The following is a 19,561-nucleotide window of genomic DNA, read 5'->3' on the forward strand; positions in this document are numbered from 1 at the left end:
TGTGATTACGTGCAGCAGTCTTACATCGGCGGCGTCAGGCCATCCTTGCCGACCGCGACGGACCTCGCCCCCGACGCGCCGGCCAAGGTGATCGCGAACAGCTTCTGGCCCTTTGCAAGGACCGATCGCTCGGCCGGCTCGAACCGGACGATCGGCGTGCCGACGGGCACGACGACCTGCGCCTTGCCGCCCTTGTACGAGATGCTGAGCTTGGTTTCGCCGGGCTTGCCCGCCCCGCCGGTCACCGTGCCGTTGGTCATCCCGCTCTGCTGATCGACCGTGCCATTGGTCATCGCGGTCTGCCCGTCGACGGTGCCGTTGGTCATCGCGCTCTGCCCATCGGCCGCGCCGCCGCCGGCAGCCGCGACCACGCCGGGAACGTCCCAGGGATAATGGCCCTCGCCGGTCCCGCGCATCGCCTCGGGGAAGATGACGAGCTCGACCGCGCGCAGTGCGTCATCGGGACCGGTCGTAGCCGTGCCGATGAAGTCCCCGTCCTTCAGCGTCGACAGATCGGACTTCACCACCCAGGCGACCTTGGTCTTTGCATCGAGCGGCACGCTGACCGACTTGCCGTCATAGGTCTGGACGGTCAGCGCGTCGGCGCCGACCGCGGTGATCACGCCGCGAACGCGGGTAACGTCGGACGCTGCGCTTGCCGCCGCGCTGGTATTGACGGTGGCAGTGTTGGTGCCGGTCGATGTCGTGTCGCCACAGCCGCCGAGGACCGCGATCACGCCGCTCAACAGCATCAGTTTTTTGGTCACCATCGCATTGGATCCTTCGAATATCATGGCGCGCGGTGCCATGACGGCATCGGCGAACGGTGTGCGGCCGGCCACAAAGACATGGTCGGTTCGGTTCAACGCCGTAAACGAGCAACCGGGCGCATCCCGCCGACCCGATGCTCGGAGACGCGAGATATCGGCGCGACTTCGACTATCCCGGCGACAGCGCCATACGTAGAGGGTGACGATGCAGGATCTACGAAACATCGTCATTCTGACGGGCGCGGGCATCTCCGCCGAAAGCGGCATCGCGACGTTCCGCGGCCCGGGCGGCCTATGGGAAGGTCACCGGGTCGAGGATGTCTGCACCCCCGAGGCCCTCGCCGCGGATCCGGAGCTGGTGCACCGCTTCTACGATCTCCGTCGGGCGGCGCTGGCGACGGTCGAGCCCAATGCCGCGCACCGTGCGCTGGCGCGGCTGGACGAAGCATGGGGCGGCGGATTGCTGATCGTCACGCAGAATGTCGACGACCTGCATGAGCGGGCGGGCGCGACGCGGATGCTGCACATGCATGGCGAACTGCTGTCCGCGCTATGTGCCGTTTGCGGCGCGCGCGAACCCTGGGCCGGCAGCTTGCCGGAGGGGGCGATATGCGGCGCCTGCGGGTCGGCGGCGCTGCGGCCCGACATCGTGTTCTTTGGCGAGATGCCGTACCAGATGGAGCGGATCGAGGCGGCGCTGGCGCAGGCCGATCTGTTCGTGTCGATCGGGACGTCGGGGGCGGTCTATCCGGCGGCCGGCTTTGTGCAGACCGCGGCCTATCACGGCGCCGCTACCTTGGAGCTGAACCTCGACCCCTCGATGGGGAGCGTGTTTTTCGAGGAGACGCGGATCGGCGCGGCCGGAATGCTGGTACCGGCCTGGGTCGATGAGGTCCTGGGGCGATAGTCAAGGGGTAAGGACGGCCGCGACGCGCGCGCGCTTGAGCGACCGGACGTAAAACCAGATGCCCGCGCCGATCATCGGCACGCTCAGCGTCTGCCCCATCGTCAGCCCCCACCACAGATGGTCGAGCCCGGCATCGGGCTGGCGGACGAATTCGAGCAGGAACCGCGCGGTACCGTACAGGATCAACCCCACCCCGAGCAGGTGTCCGGGGCGAAGCCGCGCGTCGGTGCGCCAGAACAGATAGACCAGCACGATCATGCTGAGTCCGCCCTCCAGCGCGGCTTCGTAGAGCTGGCTCGGGTGGCGGGGTATGCCGTCCTGCGTGCCGGGAAAGATCACCGCCCAGGGAAGCGAGCTTGGCCGACCCCACAACTCCCCGTTCACGAAATTGGCGATCCGCACCAGCACGAGGCCGAACGGGGTCGCACACGCCACGTAATCGCACACCCGGAGCAGCGACAGCCGGTGGCGCCGCGTGAACAGGACCAGGCTGACGATCACCCCCAGGAACCCGCCATGCAGCGACATGCCGCCCTGCCAGAGCTTCAGCACGTCGAGCGGTGCGCGCCAGATCTCGGGGCGGTAGAATATGCAATAGCCGAGGCGACCGCCGATGATGATGCCAAGCGCCAGGTAGAAGACGAGATCGTCGACATGCCCCGCCGCCATCGGCGCACCGGACCGGCGGAGCATCCTCCGCAGATACCACCAGCCCAGCGCGATCATCGCGATATAGCTGAGCGCGTACCATCGGAGCTGGAACAGGCCGAAATCCAGCGCCACCGGGGACAGATGCAACTGGTCGTAGCGGATCGCGGACGTCGCATCGATCAGGGTTAGCATCGCGTGGTCCTCGTCCGGGTCAGCCGGTGAGGTTTACGGTAGCATCAATAGATTTCAGGAGGTCGCGGGTTTGGTACAATGGGCGTGGGCGTGACGCATTGCCGAGCCGAACTCTGTCATCCGCCCGAACGCTACCACCCCGGCGGAGGCCGGGGCCCAGTTGGGAAGGCCTGAGTAACGGAGCGCTCTCCGTGGTGACCACCGCCCCCCAACTGGGCCCCGGCCTCCGCCGGGGTGGAGTGTGGCGGTTGTGGTCGCGGGTCAGTCGACCCAGTCTAGCCCGATATCGCGGTACACTTCGCGGTCTTCATCCCAGCCCGGCTTCACCTTCACGTGCAAATACAGATGCACCGGCTTGCCCGTGATCGAGGCGAGTTCGATGCGCGAGCGGGCGCCGATTTCCTTGATCCGCACACCGCCCTTGCCGAGCACGATCGCGCGCTGCGTCGGGCGTTCGACAAGGATCTGCTGGTGGATCTCCAACGACCCGTCCTGGCGCTCGATATACTGCTCGGTCTCGATCGTGCTCGCATAGGGCAGTTCAGCGTGCAACTGGAGATAGAGCTGCTCGCGAGTCACCTCGGAAGCGAGCGCGCGTTCGGTCGAGTCGGACACCTGGTCTTCGGGATAATGCCACGGACCTTCGGGCATCGCCTTGGCGAGCTGGGTCTTGAAGTGCGCAAGGCCGTCGCCGGTGCCTGCACTGATGAAGAACGTCTCGGCGAAGGGAAGCAGCGCGTTCAGCTTTTCCGCGTGGATCAGCAGCTTGGTCTTGTCGGCGAGATCGACCTTGTTGAGGATCAGCCAGATCGGCTCAGGTCGGCCGACCAGCGACTCGACGATCGTCGTGACCTTGCCGCCGATCCCGCCCTTGGCGTCGACCACCAGCGCGATGATGTCCGAGCCTTCCGCGCCGCCCCAGGCGGCGGCGACCATCGCGCGGTCGAACCGGCGCTTGGGCTCGAAGATACCGGGCGTGTCGACGAGCAGGATCTGCGTGTCGCCTTCGATCGCGACGCCCATCAGCTTGGCGCGCGTGGTCTGCGCCTTGGGGCTGACGATCGCGACCTTCTGGCCGACGAGCGCGTTGACGAGCGTCGACTTGCCCGCGTTCGGGGCGCCGACGATGGCGACTAGGCCGCAATGCTTCGGGTCGGGCTTGGTATTCGTTTCAGTCACATATGCTCTTTTCGAACTGGTGTTGCGGGCACCTGTACAGGGAAAACGGCTATCCGTCATCGCGTCGCGACAAGGCAGTTTGGTTCACGCGGAGGCGCGGAGGCGCAGAGATGGTGTGGATGGGGCTCGCGCCGTCTGCGATCATGCGCCGTCGATCAACTCGAAGTCGTTCGGGGCAGGACCGGAGTTCCAATCGCTGCCCCCCTCCGCGTCCTCCGCGCCTCCGCTCGAACAAAAGCCTTCTTAGCCCAGCTTCTCCAGCAACGCCTTTGCCGCCGCGGTTTCGGCCTCCTGCTTGCTCGAACCGGTCGCCGTCGCCTCGGCGAGTTTGCCGATCGAGACCAGCATCGTGAATTTGGGCGCGTGGCCGGGGCCGGTACGCTCGACGATCGTATATTCTGGCGGCTTGCGGTTATGCGCGGCTGCCCATTCCTGAAGCGCGGACTTGGGGTGCTGCGGCGCCTTGGCACCGGCCTGGACGCGGTCACCCCATGCGCCGCGGACGAACGCACGCGCGGCGTCGAGCCCGGCCTCCTGGTACCAGGCGCCGATCAGTGCCTCCATCACGTCGCCCAGCACATTGTCGCTGTCGCTGGCGCCATCGTCGCGCGCCTGCTTGCCGAGCTTCAGATGCGCGCGCACCCCCAGTTCGCGCGCGACCTCGGCACAGACCGGGCCCGTGACGAGCGCGTTCAGCCGTTTCGACAGCGACCCCTCGGGATCGGTCGCGAACAGCTCGTACAACCATTCGGCGACGATCAGCCCCAGGACGCGGTCGCCGAGAAATTCCAGCCGCTCGTAGTTCGCCTTCGCCTGGCTGCCATGCGTCAATGCGCGCTCATAGGGTGCCAGATCGCGCGGCCGGCGACCGAACACGCCCGCCAGCCAGTCGCCGAGATCGCTCAAAAGCCTTCCCCGATCCGCTCCCAGCGCGCGGCGCTGACCCAGGTCCAGGGTTTAAGCCATTCGGCATTGCCGTCGGTCGAGAAGAAGCTGACGACCGCCTTGCCCTCGACATTCTCGAGCGGGACATAGCCCATCCCGCTTGGTGCGGGGAACCGGCTGTCCCCGCTGTCGTCGCGGTTGTCGCCCATCACGAAGATATGGCCGGCGGGTACCGTATAGACGCCCGTGTCGTCGCGATCGGGCAGCTGCGCCTGGTCGAGCACGGTATAGCTGCGGCCGCCGGGCAGCGTCTCGCGGTAGCGCGGATAGCGGCAAATCTGGACGCCGTCGGCGACATCGACGAACGGCGCGCCGCATTTCTCCGCATCGAAATTGGCGGTCAGCGGGATCGTGAAGTCGGCGGTCCGCGCCCTGGGGATCGCGGTGCCGTTCAGGTACAGCGTCCCCTGCCGCATCTGGACGGTCTCGCCGGGCAGGCCGATCACGCGCTTGATGACGTCATGGTCGAGCACTTCGGGCGCGCGGAAGACGACGACATCGCCGCGCGTCGGCGTGCTGGCGAAAATCCGTCCGGGGATCAACGGCACGCCACCCGGCAGCGACCAGCGCGAATAGCCGTAGCTCCACTTCGACACGAACAGATAATCACCGATCAGCAGCCGGGGCAGCATCGATTCGGATGGAATGCTGAACGGCGCGAAGATGAAGCTGCGCAGGATCAATACGACCACCGCCAGCTTCAGCAGGAAGCGGAACGTCTCTGCAGTTTCGGATCGGGCCGGTTTGGTCTTCGCGTCTTTCGCCATGGCCGCGGGTTTGCTCAACCGGCGCGCGCCGTCAAGCATATGCAGCATCCGCCATGTCCGGATACGATCCGGACACCCCCGGAGACCCAATCGCCTCCCGGGACGTTATGGTGTTCTTGCTCGCGTCGCCGTATCGGTGCGCACGAATTCCAAATCGGAGACTTTGCATGACCGCCGACTGGTCCAAACTCGAAGCCCTGCCCGCCGCCAAACTCACCGACCTGTTCGCCGCCGACTCTGAGCGGTTGTCCAAGCTGAGCCTCGACGTCGCAGGCATCCACTTCGACTGGTCGAAGACGCACCTGACCACGGACATGGTCAGCGCGTTCGAGGAGATGGCCAAGGCGCAGGACCTGTCGGGCAAGCGCCAGGCGATGTTCGCGGGCGAGATCGTCAACGTCACCGAAGGCCGCGCGGTCGAGCACACCGCCGAGCGCGGTGAGGGCAAGCCCGAGAGCGTCGCGATCGCACAGGCCAGCCATTCACGGATGCGCACGCTGATCGACGCGATCGAGGCGGATGCGCTCGGTCCCGTGCGGCATATCCTGCATGTCGGCATCGGCGGGTCCGCGCTGGGGCCGCAATTGCTGGTCGACTCGCTCGGGCGCGACGACAAGCGTTATGATGTCGGGATCGTTGCCAATGTCGACGGCGTCGCGCTGGAGGACGTGTTCGAGCGCTTCGATCCGGCCGCGACGTTGCTGGTGGTCGCGTCGAAGACCTTCACCACGACCGAAACGCTGATGAACGCCGAAGCGGTGCTTCAGTGGATGAACGAGCATAATGTCGAGGATCCTTACGGCCGCGTGATCGCGCTGACCGCCGCGCCCGAAAAGGCGATGGAATGGGGCGTCGACGAGACGCGGATCCTGCCGTTCGCCGAGAGCGTCGGCGGGCGCTACTCGCTCTGGTCGACGATCGGTTTCCCGGCCGCGATCGCGCTCGGCTGGGACCGGTTCGAGGAGCTGCTCGAGGGGGCGGCCGAGATGGATCGCCACTTCCGCCTCGCCGCGCTGCACGAGAATGCGCCGGCGCTCGCGGCGTTTGCCGACCTCTATTACACGCAGATCCGCCATGCCGAGACGCGCGCGACCTTTGCCTATGACGAGCGGTTGCGGCTCCTGCCGAGCTATCTCCAGCAGCTGGAGATGGAGTCGAACGGCAAGTCGGTGACCGCGGACGGCCAGCCGCTCGGGCGGCCGTCGGCGGCGATCACCTGGGGCGGGGTCGGCACCGAGGCGCAGCATGCGGTGTTCCAGCTGCTCCACCAGGGCACGCACTTGGTGCCGGTCGAGTTCGTCGCGTCGATCGAGGCCGGCGACACGCTGCCCGAGGAGCATCACAAGGCGCTGTTGCTCAACGCCTTTGCGCAGGGTGCGGCGTTGATGGCGGGCAAGCAGGTCGAGGATCCGGCGCGCAGCTATTTGGGCGACCGGCCGTCGTCGACGTTGCTGCTCGACGATCTCGACGCGCGCACGCTCGGCGCGCTGATCGCGTTCTACGAGCACCGCGTGTTCGTGAACGGCGTGCTGCTGGGGATCAACTCGTTCGACCAGTTCGGGGTCGAGCTGGGCAAGGAAATGGCGAAGGCGGCGGAGAAGGGCGGGCAGACGTTCGATCCTTCGACCGACGACCTGATCAAGCGCGCGTTCGGGTAAGCCGGGCCTCGCGCCCTCCGCTTCTCTTACACCTGCACTTCCCCGGCCTTCGCCGGGGTGGTAGAACAGGGAGCGCGAGCGAACCTCCCGCGTTACATCTTCATGCCCATCCTCCTCGCCGTAGCGCTCGCCGCCTCTCCCACCCTTGCGCAAATACGATGGGATCGCCGCGTGTTGATCGTCGCGGCCCCCTCCTCGCAGGACCCGGAACTCGCCGAGCAGCGCCGCATCCTCGACAATTGGACTGCCAAACGCGACGAGCGCGACCTCACCGTCGTCGAAATCGTCGGCGATCAGGTCCGCGGTGCCGGGGACAGCGCCCCCGCGCTGCGCCGCAAATTTCGCCTCCCCGCCACCTTCACCGCGATCCTCATCGGCAAGGATGGCGGCGAGAAACTGCGCAGCGCACACCCCTTCGCCGCCGCCGTGCTCGAGCGGACGATCGACGCGATGCCGATGCGCAGGGCGGGTCGGCGATAGAGCCAGCCGATCACCCTGATCGCCGCACCGGTCTTGTCCGCGCATCCCCCCTGCCCCAGATGGCATCCAAAGCCGCAGCGCGACGTACAAGGATAGCCCGTGACCGATACCCAATTCGACTATGACCTCTTCGTCATCGGCGCCGGCTCGGGCGGCACGCGTGCATCGCGCGTTGCCGCCGCGCATGGCGCGCGCGTCGCGGTCGCCGAGGAATATCGCGTCGGCGGCACCTGCGTCATCCGCGGCTGCGTGCCGAAGAAGCTGCTGATCTACGGTGCGCATTTCGCCGAGGATCTGAAGGACGCCAAGCGCTTCGGCTGGCAGGTGCCCGACGATTGCGCGTTCAGCTGGCCCACGCTGCGCGACAACGTGATGGAGGAGGTCGACCGGATCAACGGCGCCTACACCCAGACGCTCGAGAACAACCATGTCGACATCATCCACCAGCGCGCGGTCGTCTCTGGCCCCAACGAAGTCACGCTCGCCGACGGCAGCAAGAAGACCGCGGCGAAGATCCTGATCGCGGTCGGCGCGCACCCGCTGGTGCCGGACTGCCCCGGTGCCGAGCACGGCATCACCTCGAACGAGGTGTTCCATCTCGACGATGTGCCGAAGCGCGTGCTGATCGCGGGTGCGGGCTATATCGCCAACGAATTCGCCGGCATCTTCCATCAGTTCGGCGCGCACGTCACGCTGATCAACCGCACCGACGTGATCCTGCGCGGCTATGACGAATCGATCCGCGACCGGCTGCTCCAGATCTCGATGAGCAAGGGCATCGACTTTCGCTTCAACGCGGCGTTCCAGGGAATCGACAAGGGCGAGGACGGTTGCCTGACCGTGCATACCAGCGGGCACGAGCCGATCGTCGTCGATCTCGTCCTGTTCGCGACAGGCCGCGTGCCGAACACCAAGGGCCTCGGGCTCGAGACGGCCGGCGTCGAACTCGACGCGGCCGGCGCGGTCGTCGTCGACGAGGACAACCGGTCGAGCTGCGACAGCATCTTCGCGGTCGGCGACGTCACCAACCGCATCCAGCTGACCCCGGTCGCGATCCGCGAGGGGCAGGCGTTCGCCGACACGTTCTTCGGCAACAAGCCGACCCGCGTCGATTACGCCAACGTCCCCGCCGCGGTGTTCAGCCACCCGCCGATGGCCGGCGTCGGCATGACCGAATCGCAGGCCAAGCAGGCACTGGGGTCGGTGAAGGTCTACACTTCGGACTTCCGGCCGATGAAGAACGTACTGGCGGGGCGCAACGAGCGCTCGCTCTACAAGATGATCTGCGACGGCGAGACCGACCGCGTCGTCGGCATCCACATGATCGGCCCCGACTGCCCCGAGATCCTCCAGTCCGCCGCGGTGGCGGTGAAGGCGGGGCTCAGCAAGGCCGATTTCGACGCGACCGTCGCGCTGCATCCGACGATGGCGGAAGAGCTCGTCCTGATGAAATAGCGCCTAGTCGACGAACACCGCCGCGCGCTTTTCGAGATTGGCGCGGACCTGTTCGACCTGGTTGGGCTTGCGCATGACCCGTCCCTGCGCGTCGCTTTCGGCGCGCAGGATCGCCGCGGCGTCGGCATCCGCGGCTATGCCATAGAGTGCCTTCGAGCCCCGGATCGCCTGCGGATTCTTCGCGGTGATCTCGCGGGCCATCGTCATCGCGGCGGCGCGGGGATCCTCGTCCAGCCGCGTGACGAAGCCGTGGTGCAGCGCCTCCGCCCCGTCGAACTCCCGCGCGGTATAGGTCAGCTCACGCAGCACGTCGTCGCGCGCCAGCGTCCGCCAGAGCGCTATCCCCGCCATGTCGGGTACCAGCCCCCAATGCGTCTCGCGGATCGCGAACCGCGCGTGCGGGTGGGCGATGCGGATGTCGGCGCCCGACATGATCTGGAACCCGCCACCGAACGCGACGCCGTGGACCGCGGCGATCACCGGCATCGGCAACGTCCGCCAGCCCCAGGCGACCTGCTGCACCAGATTCGCATCGCCATACGTCCGATCGTCGAGTGACAGCCCCGACCCGCCGCCCGCCATCGACGCCATGTCGAGCCCCGCGCAGAACGCACGACCCTCGCCCGACAGCACGACGACGCGCACCTCGGCCATCCCCGCCAGCCGGTCGATCGCTGCGGCGATCCCCTCGAACATCGCCGGGTCGATCGCGTTCATCTTGTCCGCGCGGTTGAGGCGGACATCGGCGATCCCGTCCGCGACGGCGATGGTGACCCGGTCGTTCATGGCGATCCTCTCTCCTGATCTCGTTGCGCCCGATGCTAGCCCCGCCCCGCATGTGCGGCAATGTTGCGTGGCGGTCGCTGGCGTGTAGAGGTCGGGGTATGGATGGCTTCGACGCAGAGCGGTTTACACGACACGGGTTCGGCGGGCACGGCGCCGCGCTCGGGATGCGCTATCATGCGCATGGCGCGGACTGGGCGGAGCTTGCGCTGCCCTATGACGAAAAGCTGATCGGCGATCCGGCCAGCGGCGTGATCGCGTCGGGGCCGATCATCACGATGATGGACATGGCCGCCAGCATCGCGATCTGGATCCGCCGCGCGGCGTTCGTGCCGCATGCGACGCTCGACCTGCGCGTCGATTATCTGCGCCCGGCGACGCCCGGCAAGACGGTGATCGGACGCGGCGAATGCTACCGGATCACCCGGTCGATCGCGTTCGTCCGCGGCCAGGCGCATGACGGCGATCCCGCCGATCCGCTTGCCCATGTCGCGGGCACGTTCATGGTGCTCGGATCATGGTGAGCACGCTGCCACCCTATGCCGCAACGCTGGGCGTCGAGATCGAACGCGACGCGGAGGGTCGGCCGGTGCTGCTGATGCCGTTCGGCGACGACGTGATCGGCCGCCCGGGATTCCTCCACGGCGGCGCGATCTCGGGGTTGCTCGAGGTCGCGGCGATCGCCGCGCTCTACCATGCGATCGAGACCGAGGGGCCCGAGGACGCCAGCGTGCGGATCAAGCCCGTAACCGTCACCGTCGATTTCATGCGGGGCGGCCGCGACAAGCCGACGCGCGCGGCGGGCGTAGTCACCCGGCTCGGCACGCGCGTCGCCAATGTCGAGGCGACCGCCTGGCAGGACGACCGCGACAAGCCGATCGCGGCCGCGAGGATGAATTACCTGATCGTCCGCGACTGACCCCGCCCCCCGCCCGCAGGCGGGAGGCAGCAGGGTTTTACCGCGCCGTCAGCTTGATCAGCCGTCCCTGCGATTCGCCACCGTCCTCCAGCACCCAGATCGCGCCGTCGGGACCCTGTTCCACCTCGCGGATACGCGCCCCCATGTCCCACTGGTCGCCCTTGGCGGCATTGGTGCCGTTCAGGTCGACGCGGACGAGTGATTTCGACGACAGCCCGCCGATGAACGCATCGCCCTTCCACTGCGGGAACATGCTGCCAGAATAGATCATCAGCCCGCCGGGTGAGATCACCGGGTTCCACGAGACCTTGGGCGCCGCATAGCCGTCGCCGGGCTTGTGGTCGGGAATGTCGCGCCCGTCATAATGGCTGCCGTTCGACGCGTTGGGCCAGCCGTAATTCTGGCCGGGCGTGATCAGATTGACCTCGTCGCCGCCCTTCGGCCCCATCTCCTGCTCCCAGAGATTGCCCTGCGCGTCGAATGCGATGCCGAGCAGGTTGCGGTGGCCGTAGCTCCAGATCTCGGGTGCAAAGCCCTTGCCCGCGAGCGGATTGCCGGGCGCGGGCTTGCCGTCGAGCGTCAGGCGCAACACCTTGCCGAGCGTGACCTTGGGATCCTGCGCCGGGGTAAATTTCTGGCGGTCGCCATTGGTGAAGAACAGATCTTTGCCGTCTGGCGAAAACGCGATGCGGCCCGAATAATGGCCATTGCCCTCGACGAACGGCCGCGCACTGAAGATCACCTCGATCTCGCCGAGCCGCTCGCCCCCACCACCGTTAGGCCGCAACCGACCTCGCGCGAGGACTACCCCCTTGCCGCCCGCACCCGCCGAGGAATAGCTGAAATACACGCGCTTGCTCGTCGCGAAGTCGGGCGCGAGGACGACGTCCATCAACCCGCCCTGCCCTGCCGAATCGACCGTGATCGTCGCGACCGTCTGACGCTGCTTCCCATCGGCCGAAACGAGGAGCATTTCACCGGCCTTCTCCGTCACCAGCATCCGCCCGTCGGGCAGCACCGTCATCGCCCAGGGTGACTCGAAATCGGCGACGACCGTTTCGCCGAACGGCTTTTCCCCCGGCGCGGGCTGTGCGGAACAGGCAGCGGCGGCGAGCAAAGTGGCGGATATCAGGCCGGTGGCGGCCAATGTGCGACGGATCATGATCTTCTCCCGGAAATCCCTGCGCCAACGCGGCGTGACGAACGAAGGTTGCTCCCGCTTGCGAAGCGTTGCCATCGCGGGTATGGAGATCCTACTTTCTCTACATCGCCAGATGAAGAGGCTGCGGGGTTCGCTCCGCGGCGCTGATCACCTGTGCTTTGGCCCTGTTTGGAATTGCGATGGCGAATATCGCCCTGTTGACCGAATTGATCGAACCCGAAGCCAAGGCGCTCGGCCTCAGCCTCGTGCGCGTGCGCATGCAGGGCGGCAAGTCCGATCCGACGCTGCAGGTGATGGCCGAGCGGCCCGACACCCGCCAGCTCGTGATCGAGGATTGCGCCGAGCTGTCGCGCCGCATCTCGGACAAGTTCGATGCGCTCGAAGCCGAAGGCAAGGACCCGGTCGGCGAGGACGCCTATCGTCTCGAGGTGTCGAGCCCCGGTATCGACCGCCCGCTGACCCGGCTCCAGGACTTTGCCGATTGGGAAGGCCAGGAGGCGCGCATCCGCCTCGTCGAGCCGTTCGAGGATCGCAAGCAGATCTCGGGCAACCTGATGGGCGTCGAGGGCACCAAGATCACCGTCGACGTGAACAAGCACAAGATCATGACGATCGACTTCGCCCAGGTGGCCGACGCCAAGCTCGTCATGACCGACCGACTCATCGCCGCGACCGCGCCGCTTTCGACCGAAGGCGCGGACGAGGTTTTCTATCAAGATACGTCCGATGAGCCTGATGCTCGCGGCGTCGAGACCGAAGAAGGACAGCATTGATGGCCACGGCAGTCACCGCAAACCGCGCGGAACTGATCGCGATCGCGAATTCGGTCGCGTCGGAGAAAATGATCGACAAGGCGATCGTGATCGAGGCGATGGAGGACGCGATCCAGCGCGCCGCCCGCTCGCGCTACGGCGCCGAGAACGACATCCGCGCCAAGCTCGACCCGAACACCGGCGATCTGCGCTTGTGGCGCGTCGTCGAAGTGGTCGAGGCGGTCGACGACTATTTCAAGCAGGTCGACGTCAAGGGCGCGCAGAAGCTCCAGAAGGACGCGGCGCTCGGCGACTTCATCGTCGACCCGCTGCCCCCGATCGAGTTCGGCCGTATCGCCGCGCAGGCCGCCAAGCAGGTCATCTTCCAAAAGGTCCGCGACGCCGAGCGCGAGCGCCAGTTCGAAGAATATAAGGACCGCGCGGGCGAGATCATCACCGGCGTCGTCAAGCGCGTCGAGTTCGGCCATGTCGTCGTCGACCTGGGCCGCGCGGAAGGCGTCATCCGCCGCGACGCGCAGATCCCGCGCGAAGTCGTGCGCGTCAACGACCGCATCCGCTCGCTGATCCTGAACGTCCGCCGCGAGAACCGCGGGCCGCAGATCTTCCTCAGCCGAGCGCACCCCGACTTCATGAAGAAGCTGTTCGCGCAGGAAGTCCCCGAAATCTACGACGGCATCATCGAGATCAAGGCTGCGGCCCGCGATCCCGGGTCGCGCGCCAAGATCGGCGTCATCAGCCATGATTCGTCGATCGATCCGGTCGGCGCCTGCGTCGGCATGAAGGGGTCGCGAGTTCAGGCCGTCGTGCAGGAAATGCAGGGCGAGAAGATCGACATCATCCCCTGGTCGCCCGACATCGCGACCTTCGTCGTCAACGCACTGCAGCCGGCTTCGGTCAGCCGCGTCGTGATCGACGAGGAGGAAGAGCGCATCGAGGTCGTCGTTCCCGATGACCAGCTTTCGCTGGCGATCGGCCGTCGTGGCCAGAACGTCCGCCTCGCGTCGCAGCTGACTGGCAAGGCGATCGACATCCTCACCGAGGCCGATGCCTCCGAGAAGCGCCAGAAGGACTTTGTCGAGCGTTCGGCAATGTTCGAGAAGGAGCTCGACGTCGACGAGACGCTCGCGCAGCTGCTGGTCGCCGAAGGGTTCACCAGCCTCGAGGAGGTCGCCTATGTCGAGGTCGAGGAGATCGCCGGCATCGAGGGCTTCGACGAGGATCTGGCGGGCGAGTTGCAGAACCGCGCGACCGAGGCGCTCGAGCGTCGCGACGCGGCCAGCCGCGAAGAGCGTACCGCGCTCGGCGTAGAGGACGCGCTGATCGACATGCCGTATCTGAACGAGGCGATGCTCGTCACGCTCGGCAAGGCGGGCATCAAGACGCTCGACGATCTTGCGGATCTTGCGACCGACGAGCTGGTCGAGAAGAAGCGCGCCGAACCGCGCCGTCGCAACGACGATGCGCCCAAGCGTCCCGAGCCCAAGGGCGGCATCCTCGCCGAATATGGTCTCAGCGACGAACAGGGCAACGAGATCATCATGGCCGCGCGCGCGCACTGGTTCGAGGACGAAGCCCCCGAGGCGGACACGGAAGAGGCTCCGGTGGAAGCGGCTTCGGCCGAGGACACTGCGGTCGAGGACACCGCGGCAGATGACGGCGCGGCGGATGCCGTCGTAGCGGATGACGCTACGGACACGACCGACGCGAAGAGCGAGGACGACAAGGCCTGATGCCGTTTGTCAGCATCCGCATTTCGGGGTCCGCCACCAAGGACCAGAAGGCCGGCATCGTCGCCGACGTCACCCAGTCGCTCGTCGAGCGGCTGGGAAAGAACCCGGCTGCGGTGCAGATCGTGATCGAAGAGGTGTCGACCGAGAATTACGGCGCGGGCGGCCAGCTGCTGGTCGACCGCGACGCCCCGAAGACGACTCCGGCGCAGGAGGACGCACATGCGGAACCCTCCCGATGAGGCGCTAGGCGCTACCGACGACCTTCCTTCCTCCCCTCCCGCAAGCGGGAGAGGACCGAAGGGTGGGCGCCCGTCCTCGGCTAAGAACAAGGGTGCAAGTGGGCGCGAGCCCAACCCATCCCGCATGCGCGAGGGGGATGAAGACGCCCCCATTCGCAAGTGCATCCTATCGGGCGAGCGCGATGTTCGGCCACATCTCGTACGACTCGCGCTGGCCCCCGATGGCCAGATTCATCCCGACGTGCGCGCCAAGGCTCCTGGCCGTGGCGCGTGGATCGGGGTGACGCGAATCGAACTCGAAGCGGCGATCAAGAAGGGCAAGCTCAAGGGCGCGCTCGCTCGGGCGTTCAAGACTGGCGAATTTACCATCGCACCCGAGCTTCCCGCGGTGATCGAAGCCGCGCTTGAGCGCAACGCACTCGACCGGCTCGGGCTCGAATCGCGCTCGGGCACCGTGCTGATCGGTTCGGACCGGATCGAGCAGAATGCGCGCCAGGGCAAGCTGAAGGCGCTGTATCATGCGTCCGACGCGGCCGAGGACGGCAACCGCAAGCTCGACCAGGCGTGGCGCATCGGCAACGATGTCGAAGGCTCGGGCCTGCGGGGGTTGGCACTGCCTGCGTCACGTACCATATTGGCATTGGCGCTGGGGCGGGAGAATGTGGTACACATTGGCCTGACTGACCGCGCTGCAGCAAAGCGGGTGAGCGAAGCGCTCGACCGTTGGCTGCATTTTATCGGCCCCGAACCTTCTCCCGTGTCTTGCGAAACGGCCTCGCAGGGCGCATCGGCGTCTCAACAAAACGGGACGTCACCCATAACAGGGGCGTCCGGATCGACCGGACACAGCCCGGCCGTGGACATGACTGAGGAATTTGAGTGAGCGACACGGACAACGAGAAGCCGAAACTTGGCATGCGCGCACCTTTGGGTGTGAAGCGCACGGTCGAGACCGGCCAGGTGAAGCAGAGCTTCAGCCACGGCCGATCGAATACGGTGATCGTGGAAACCAAGCGTGCGCGCGTCCTGCGCCGTCCGGGCGAGCCCGACGGTCCGATCGCCGATGCGCCGGTTGCCGCGCCCGCGCCGGTTGCGGCCCCCGCACCGGCTCCGCAGGCGCGTGCGCCGCAGCCCGCCCCCGCACCGGTACGCCAGCAGGCACCGAGCAACCTGTCGCCGCAGGAGCGGCAGGCCAAGCTTCTCCGCGAGGCGGAAGAGCAGCGGATGAACACGCTCGAAGAGGGGCGTCGCCGTCAGGAAGCCGAGCGCGCCAAGGCCGCCGAGGACGAGCGCAACCGCATCGCCGAACGCGCGCGTGCCGAGGCGGAAGCCAAGGCTGCACCTGCGCCGAAGCCCGTCGAGGCGCCTGCACCCGCACCTGCACCGGCACCCGTCGTCGAAGCAGCGCCGATCGTAGCGCCGACGCCTGCTGCCGCGCCGGTTGAAGCCCCCGTTGCGGTGGCCCCTGCCCCCGCTGCGGCCCCGGCACCCGCGCCGACTCCGACGCCAGCTCCGGTAGCGGCGCCAGCACCGGCTCCCAAGCCGGCGCCCGCGCCTGTCGCACCGCCGGCCCCGCCGCCGATTCTCGAATTGTCGCGCGATCCGTCGATGCCGGCACCCCGCCGGTTCTCGCCAGTCGCCCGTCCCGAGCGTCCTCCGCCGCCGCCGAAGCCCGTCCCGGCACCTGCGCCTGCAGCGCCGGCGACGACGGCCAATGCCGGCACGACCGCAGCGCGCCCTGGTGCAACCGGTGCCAACGCGCCGGCTGGTGGCGTCCGTCGCGACGCACCCCCGGCACGGCCGCAGCAGCGTGACCGCAAGGGCGACGATCGTCGCACCTCGGGCAAGCTGACCGTCAACCGCGCCCTCGGCGATGGGGATGGCGCCCGCGCCCGCTCGCTCGCCGCACTCAAGCGTGCGCGTGAGAAGGAGCGTCGTGGCACCGGTGGTCCGCGCGAGCCGCAGGCCAAGCAGGTCCGCGACGTGGTCGTCCCCGAGGCGATCACCGTGCAGGAACTCGCCATCCGTATGGCCGAGAAGGGTGCAGACCTCGTCAAGGCGCTGTTCAAGATGGGCATGCCCGTCACGATGACGCAGACGATCGACCAGGATACGGCCGAACTGCTCGTCACCGAATTCGGTCACAACCTGACGCGCGTCAGCGATGTCGACCAGGATCTGGCGAACGACACGATCGACGATGCCGAGGAGACTCTGCGTCCGCGTGCCCCGGTCGTCACGATCATGGGTCACGTCGATCACGGCAAGACGTCGCTGCTCGATGCCTTGCGCGGCACCGACGTGGTGCGCGGCGAAGCGGGTGGCATCACCCAGCATATCGGCGCGTATCAGGTCACGCTGAAGGACAAGTCGAAGATCACCTTCCTCGACACGCCGGGCCATGAAGCGTTCACGCAGATGCGTGCGCGCGGCGCGGACGTCACCGACATCGTCATCCTGGTGGTGGCGGCGGACGACGGCCTGATGCCGCAGACGGTGGAGGCGATCGCCCACACCAAGGCGGCTGGCGTGCCGATGATCGTCGCGATCAACAAGATCGACAAGGAAGGCGCCAATGCCCAGAAGGTGCGCGAGCGCCTGCTGAGCGAGGAGATCGTGGTCGAGGACATGGGCGGCGACGTCCAGGACGTCGAAGTCTCCGCGACCAAGAAGATCGGTCTCGACACGCTGATCGAGAAGATCCAGCTCCAGGCCGAACTGCTCGAACTGCGCGCCAATCCGGATCGCGCGGCCGAGGGTACGGTGATCGAGGCCAAGCTCGACAAGGGTCGTGGTCCGGTTGCGACGATCCTCGTCAATCGTGGTACGCTCAAGGTGGGCGACATCTTCGTGGTCGGCGGCGAGAGCGGCAAGGTTCGTGCGCTGGTCGACGACAAGGGCAAGCAGATCAAGGAAGCGGGTCCGGCGATGCCGGTCGAGGTCCTCGGTCTGTCGGGCGTGCCGTCAGCAGGCGATCCGTTCCAGGTCGTCGAGAACGAGGCACGGGCCCGCGAAGTCGCGGAATATCGTCGCAGCGTGAAGACCGACAAGCGGACGGCATCGGTTCCGGCCAGCCTCGAGAGCATGTTCTCGGCGCTGAAGGAAAAGCAGGCGATCGAATATCCGCTGGTCGTGAAGGCCGATACGCAGGGTACCGTCGAGGCGATCGTCGGGGCGATCAACAAGATCTCCACCGATCTGATCAAGGCGCGCGTGCTGAGCTCGGGCGTCGGTGGCATCACCGAATCCGACGTCACGTTGGCGGCGGCATCGGGTGCACCGATCATCGGCTTCAACGTTCGTCCGAATGCCAAGGCACGCGAGATCGCCGAGCGCCAGAAGGTCGCGTTCAAATATTATGACGTGATCTACGACCTGATCGACGAGATCCGGGCGGGCATGGCCGGCGAGCTTGGGCCGGAAGCGTTCGAGACGGTCGTCGGTCGTGCCGATATCCGCGAGGTCTTCTCGGCGGGCAAGCATGGCAAGGCGGCGGGTCTGCTCGTTACCGAGGGCAATATCCGCAAGGCGCTCAAGGCACGTATCACGCGCAACGACGTCATCATCTACCAGGGCGAAATCGCATCGCTGCGTCGCTTCAAGGATGATGTCGCCGAAGTCCGCGCCGGGCTGGAGTGTGGCGTGACGTTCACGTCGAACTTCGTCGACATCAAGGCCGGCGACGTCCTCGAGACGTTCGAAGTCGAGATGCGCGACCGCACGCTGTAATACTGAAGCCCTCTCCCCCTCGGGGAGAGGGTTGGGTGAGGGGCAGTACCGGGCGGTAACGCTTGCGGCCGCCCCTCACCCCCACCTCTCCCCGGAGGGGCGAGGGAGTTAGAAGAATGAAGACCGATACCCCAGAGATCAAAACCGTCCGCGCGCTGCGCGTGGGCGAACAGGCGCGTCACGCGCTCAGCGACATCCTCGCACGCGGCGACGTGCATGATCCGGTGCTCGAAAAGCACCTCGTCACGATCACCGAGGTCCGCATGTCCCCCGACCTGCGCCACGCCACCGTCTTCGTGAAGCCGCTGCTCGGCAAGGACGAGGAAAAAGTGCTGAAGGCGCTGCGGACGAACACCGCCTATCTCCAGCGCGAAGTCGCGACTCGCGTGCAGACGCGCTATGCCGCCAAGCTGAAGTTCGTCGCCGACGAGAGCTTCGACGAGGGCACGCATATCGACACGCTATTGCGCGATCCGCATATCGCGCGCGACCTGTCCGAGGATTGACGCCACCGCGCGACGCGTCTTTGGGTTGAGCCGATGGCCAAGCTGTATTTCTATTATGCGTCGATGAACGCGGGCAAGTCGGCCAACCTGCTTCAGGCGGACTTCAACTACCGCGAGCGTGGGATGCGGACGATGCTGTTCACCGCCGCGATCGACGATCGCTTTGCGGCGGGCACGATCACGTCGCGGATCGGGCTCGAGGCACTGGCGATCGCGTTCGACGCGGATACGGATATCGGCGCGTGCATCGCCCGGCAGCACGCCGAGGATGCGATCTCCTGCGTGCTGGTGGACGAGGCACAGTTCCTCACCGCATCCCAGGTCGACCAGCTGGCGCAGATCTGCGACGTCACCGGCATCCCGGTGCTCGCCTACGGCTTGCGCACCGATTTCCAGGGCGCGCTGTTCCCCGGCTCCGCGCGACTGCTCGCGCTGGCGGACTCGCTGGTCGAGATCAAGTCGGTGTGCATGTGCGGGCGCAAGGCGACGATGAACCTGCGCGTCGACGCGAACGGCCGCGCGATCGCCGAGGGGCAGCAGACCGAGATCGGCGGCAACGACCGCTATGTCGCACTGTGCCGCCGGCATTTTACCGAGGCTTTGGGGTAGCTCCCTTCCCTTCGCCCCTTCCCGTCATCCTGACGAAAGTCAGGACCCAGAGTACCAAACACCGTCTCTCGTGGCTCTGGGTCCTGACTTTCGTCAGGATGACGGAG

At 66.6% G+C, this 19,561-nt stretch carries 20 protein-coding genes; 13 read left to right on the forward strand and 7 right to left on the reverse strand.

The window, feature by feature from the left end:
* Positions 1-20 precede the first annotated feature (20 nt).
* On the reverse strand, positions 21-770 hold the full coding sequence (locus IFT87_RS02315; protein WP_031440043.1) for a hypothetical protein: 750 nt from the start codon (positions 768-770) through the stop codon (positions 21-23).
* Positions 771-975: 205 nt separating this feature from the next.
* Here IFT87_RS02315 and IFT87_RS02320 point away from each other — a divergent pair, with 205 nt between their 5' ends.
* Positions 976-1,677 (forward strand): NAD-dependent deacylase, encoded by a 702-nt coding sequence (locus tag IFT87_RS02320; RefSeq protein ID WP_192007336.1) that lies wholly within the window; start codon positions 976-978, stop codon positions 1,675-1,677.
* Here IFT87_RS02320 and lgt read toward each other — a convergent pair whose 3' ends face one another.
* The 4 genes from lgt to lepB all read right to left on the reverse strand — a co-directional run bounded on the left by lgt (position 1,678) and on the right by lepB (position 5,450).
* A complete protein-coding gene (gene lgt / locus IFT87_RS02325) occupies positions 1,678-2,520 on the reverse strand; it encodes a prolipoprotein diacylglyceryl transferase (RefSeq protein WP_192007338.1) in 843 nt (280 codons plus the stop codon).
* 261 nt (positions 2,521-2,781) lie between these two features.
* Positions 2,782-3,699 (reverse strand): GTPase Era, encoded by a 918-nt coding sequence (gene era, locus IFT87_RS02330; protein WP_031395173.1) that lies wholly within the window; start codon positions 3,697-3,699, stop codon positions 2,782-2,784.
* Positions 3,700-3,942: 243 nt separating this feature from the next.
* Entirely contained in the window at positions 3,943-4,605 is a 663-nt protein-coding gene (rnc, locus tag IFT87_RS02335; RefSeq protein ID WP_031440039.1) for a ribonuclease III, read from the reverse strand.
* A complete protein-coding gene (gene lepB / locus IFT87_RS02340; RefSeq protein ID WP_446740627.1) occupies positions 4,602-5,450 on the reverse strand; it encodes a signal peptidase I in 849 nt (282 codons plus the stop codon). Before lepB ends, rnc begins: the two co-directional genes overlap by 4 nt.
* Before the next feature lie 128 nt (positions 5,451-5,578).
* Here lepB and pgi point away from each other — a divergent pair, with 128 nt between their 5' ends.
* The 3 genes from pgi to gorA all read left to right on the forward strand — a co-directional run bounded on the left by pgi (position 5,579) and on the right by gorA (position 9,004).
* Entirely contained in the window at positions 5,579-7,069 is a 1,491-nt protein-coding gene (gene pgi / locus IFT87_RS02345; RefSeq protein ID WP_037529495.1) for a glucose-6-phosphate isomerase, read from the forward strand.
* Positions 7,070-7,171: 102 nt separating this feature from the next.
* A complete protein-coding gene (locus tag IFT87_RS02350) occupies positions 7,172-7,549 on the forward strand; it encodes a DUF4174 domain-containing protein (protein ID WP_031440037.1) in 378 nt (125 codons plus the stop codon).
* A gap of 99 nt (positions 7,550-7,648) precedes the next feature.
* Entirely contained in the window at positions 7,649-9,004 is a 1,356-nt protein-coding gene (gene gorA, locus IFT87_RS02355; RefSeq protein WP_031440036.1) for a glutathione-disulfide reductase, read from the forward strand.
* Positions 9,005-9,007: 3 nt separating this feature from the next.
* Here the strand turns inward: gorA and IFT87_RS02360 are convergent, their stop codons facing one another.
* The gene (locus IFT87_RS02360; protein WP_192007340.1) at positions 9,008-9,790 is read right to left on the reverse strand and encodes a crotonase/enoyl-CoA hydratase family protein; all 783 of its coding nucleotides are present in this window, start codon (positions 9,788-9,790) and stop codon (positions 9,008-9,010) included.
* Between the two features lie 98 nt (positions 9,791-9,888).
* On the opposite strand from IFT87_RS02360, the gene IFT87_RS02365 reads away from it, so the two are divergent.
* Together IFT87_RS02365 and IFT87_RS02370 are read left to right on the forward strand one after the other, a co-directional pair.
* Positions 9,889-10,311, forward strand: a complete 423-nt coding sequence (locus tag IFT87_RS02365; RefSeq protein ID WP_031440034.1) for a PaaI family thioesterase — start codon at positions 9,889-9,891, stop codon at positions 10,309-10,311.
* Entirely contained in the window at positions 10,305-10,706 is a 402-nt protein-coding gene (locus IFT87_RS02370; protein WP_031440033.1) for a PaaI family thioesterase, read from the forward strand. The genes IFT87_RS02365 and IFT87_RS02370 overlap by 7 nt, the downstream gene beginning before the upstream one ends.
* Before the next feature lie 37 nt (positions 10,707-10,743).
* On the opposite strand, the gene IFT87_RS02375 is transcribed toward IFT87_RS02370, so the two are convergent.
* Positions 10,744-11,868 (reverse strand): PQQ-dependent sugar dehydrogenase, encoded by a 1,125-nt coding sequence (locus tag IFT87_RS02375; protein ID WP_037529539.1) that lies wholly within the window; start codon positions 11,866-11,868, stop codon positions 10,744-10,746.
* Between the two features lie 179 nt (positions 11,869-12,047).
* On the opposite strand from IFT87_RS02375, the gene rimP reads away from it, so the two are divergent.
* From rimP to IFT87_RS02410, 7 genes are all read left to right on the forward strand, one after another.
* Positions 12,048-12,641: a ribosome maturation protein RimP gene (gene rimP, locus IFT87_RS02380; RefSeq protein WP_037529486.1), complete on the forward strand. Its 594-nt coding sequence runs from the start codon at positions 12,048-12,050 to the stop codon at positions 12,639-12,641.
* Positions 12,641-14,371 carry a transcription termination factor NusA gene (gene nusA, locus IFT87_RS02385; RefSeq protein ID WP_192007341.1) on the forward strand — a complete coding sequence of 577 codons (1,731 nt, stop codon included), beginning with the start codon at positions 12,641-12,643 and terminating at the stop codon, positions 14,369-14,371. The genes rimP and nusA overlap by 1 nt, the downstream gene beginning before the upstream one ends.
* Positions 14,371-14,610, forward strand: coding sequence for a tautomerase family protein (locus IFT87_RS02390; protein WP_031392998.1), 240 nt, complete (start codon positions 14,371-14,373; stop codon positions 14,608-14,610). Before nusA ends, IFT87_RS02390 begins: the two co-directional genes overlap by 1 nt.
* 124 nt (positions 14,611-14,734) lie before the next feature.
* Entirely contained in the window at positions 14,735-15,493 is a 759-nt protein-coding gene (locus IFT87_RS02395; RefSeq protein WP_037529482.1) for a DUF448 domain-containing protein, read from the forward strand.
* A complete protein-coding gene (gene infB, locus IFT87_RS02400; protein ID WP_192007342.1) occupies positions 15,490-18,339 on the forward strand; it encodes a translation initiation factor IF-2 in 2,850 nt (949 codons plus the stop codon). Before IFT87_RS02395 ends, infB begins: the two co-directional genes overlap by 4 nt.
* A gap of 116 nt (positions 18,340-18,455) precedes the next feature.
* Positions 18,456-18,845 (forward strand): 30S ribosome-binding factor RbfA, encoded by a 390-nt coding sequence (gene rbfA, locus IFT87_RS02405; RefSeq protein WP_031396110.1) that lies wholly within the window; start codon positions 18,456-18,458, stop codon positions 18,843-18,845.
* Between the two features lie 33 nt (positions 18,846-18,878).
* Positions 18,879-19,454, forward strand: a complete 576-nt coding sequence (locus IFT87_RS02410; protein ID WP_192007343.1) for a thymidine kinase — start codon at positions 18,879-18,881, stop codon at positions 19,452-19,454.
* Positions 19,455-19,561: the final 107 nt, after the last annotated feature.

Origin of the sequence: Sphingomonas sp. CFBP 8765 (assembly GCF_014841445.1) — a bacterium.
Classification (GTDB): Bacteria; Pseudomonadota; Alphaproteobacteria; order Sphingomonadales; family Sphingomonadaceae; genus Sphingomonas; species Sphingomonas aerolata.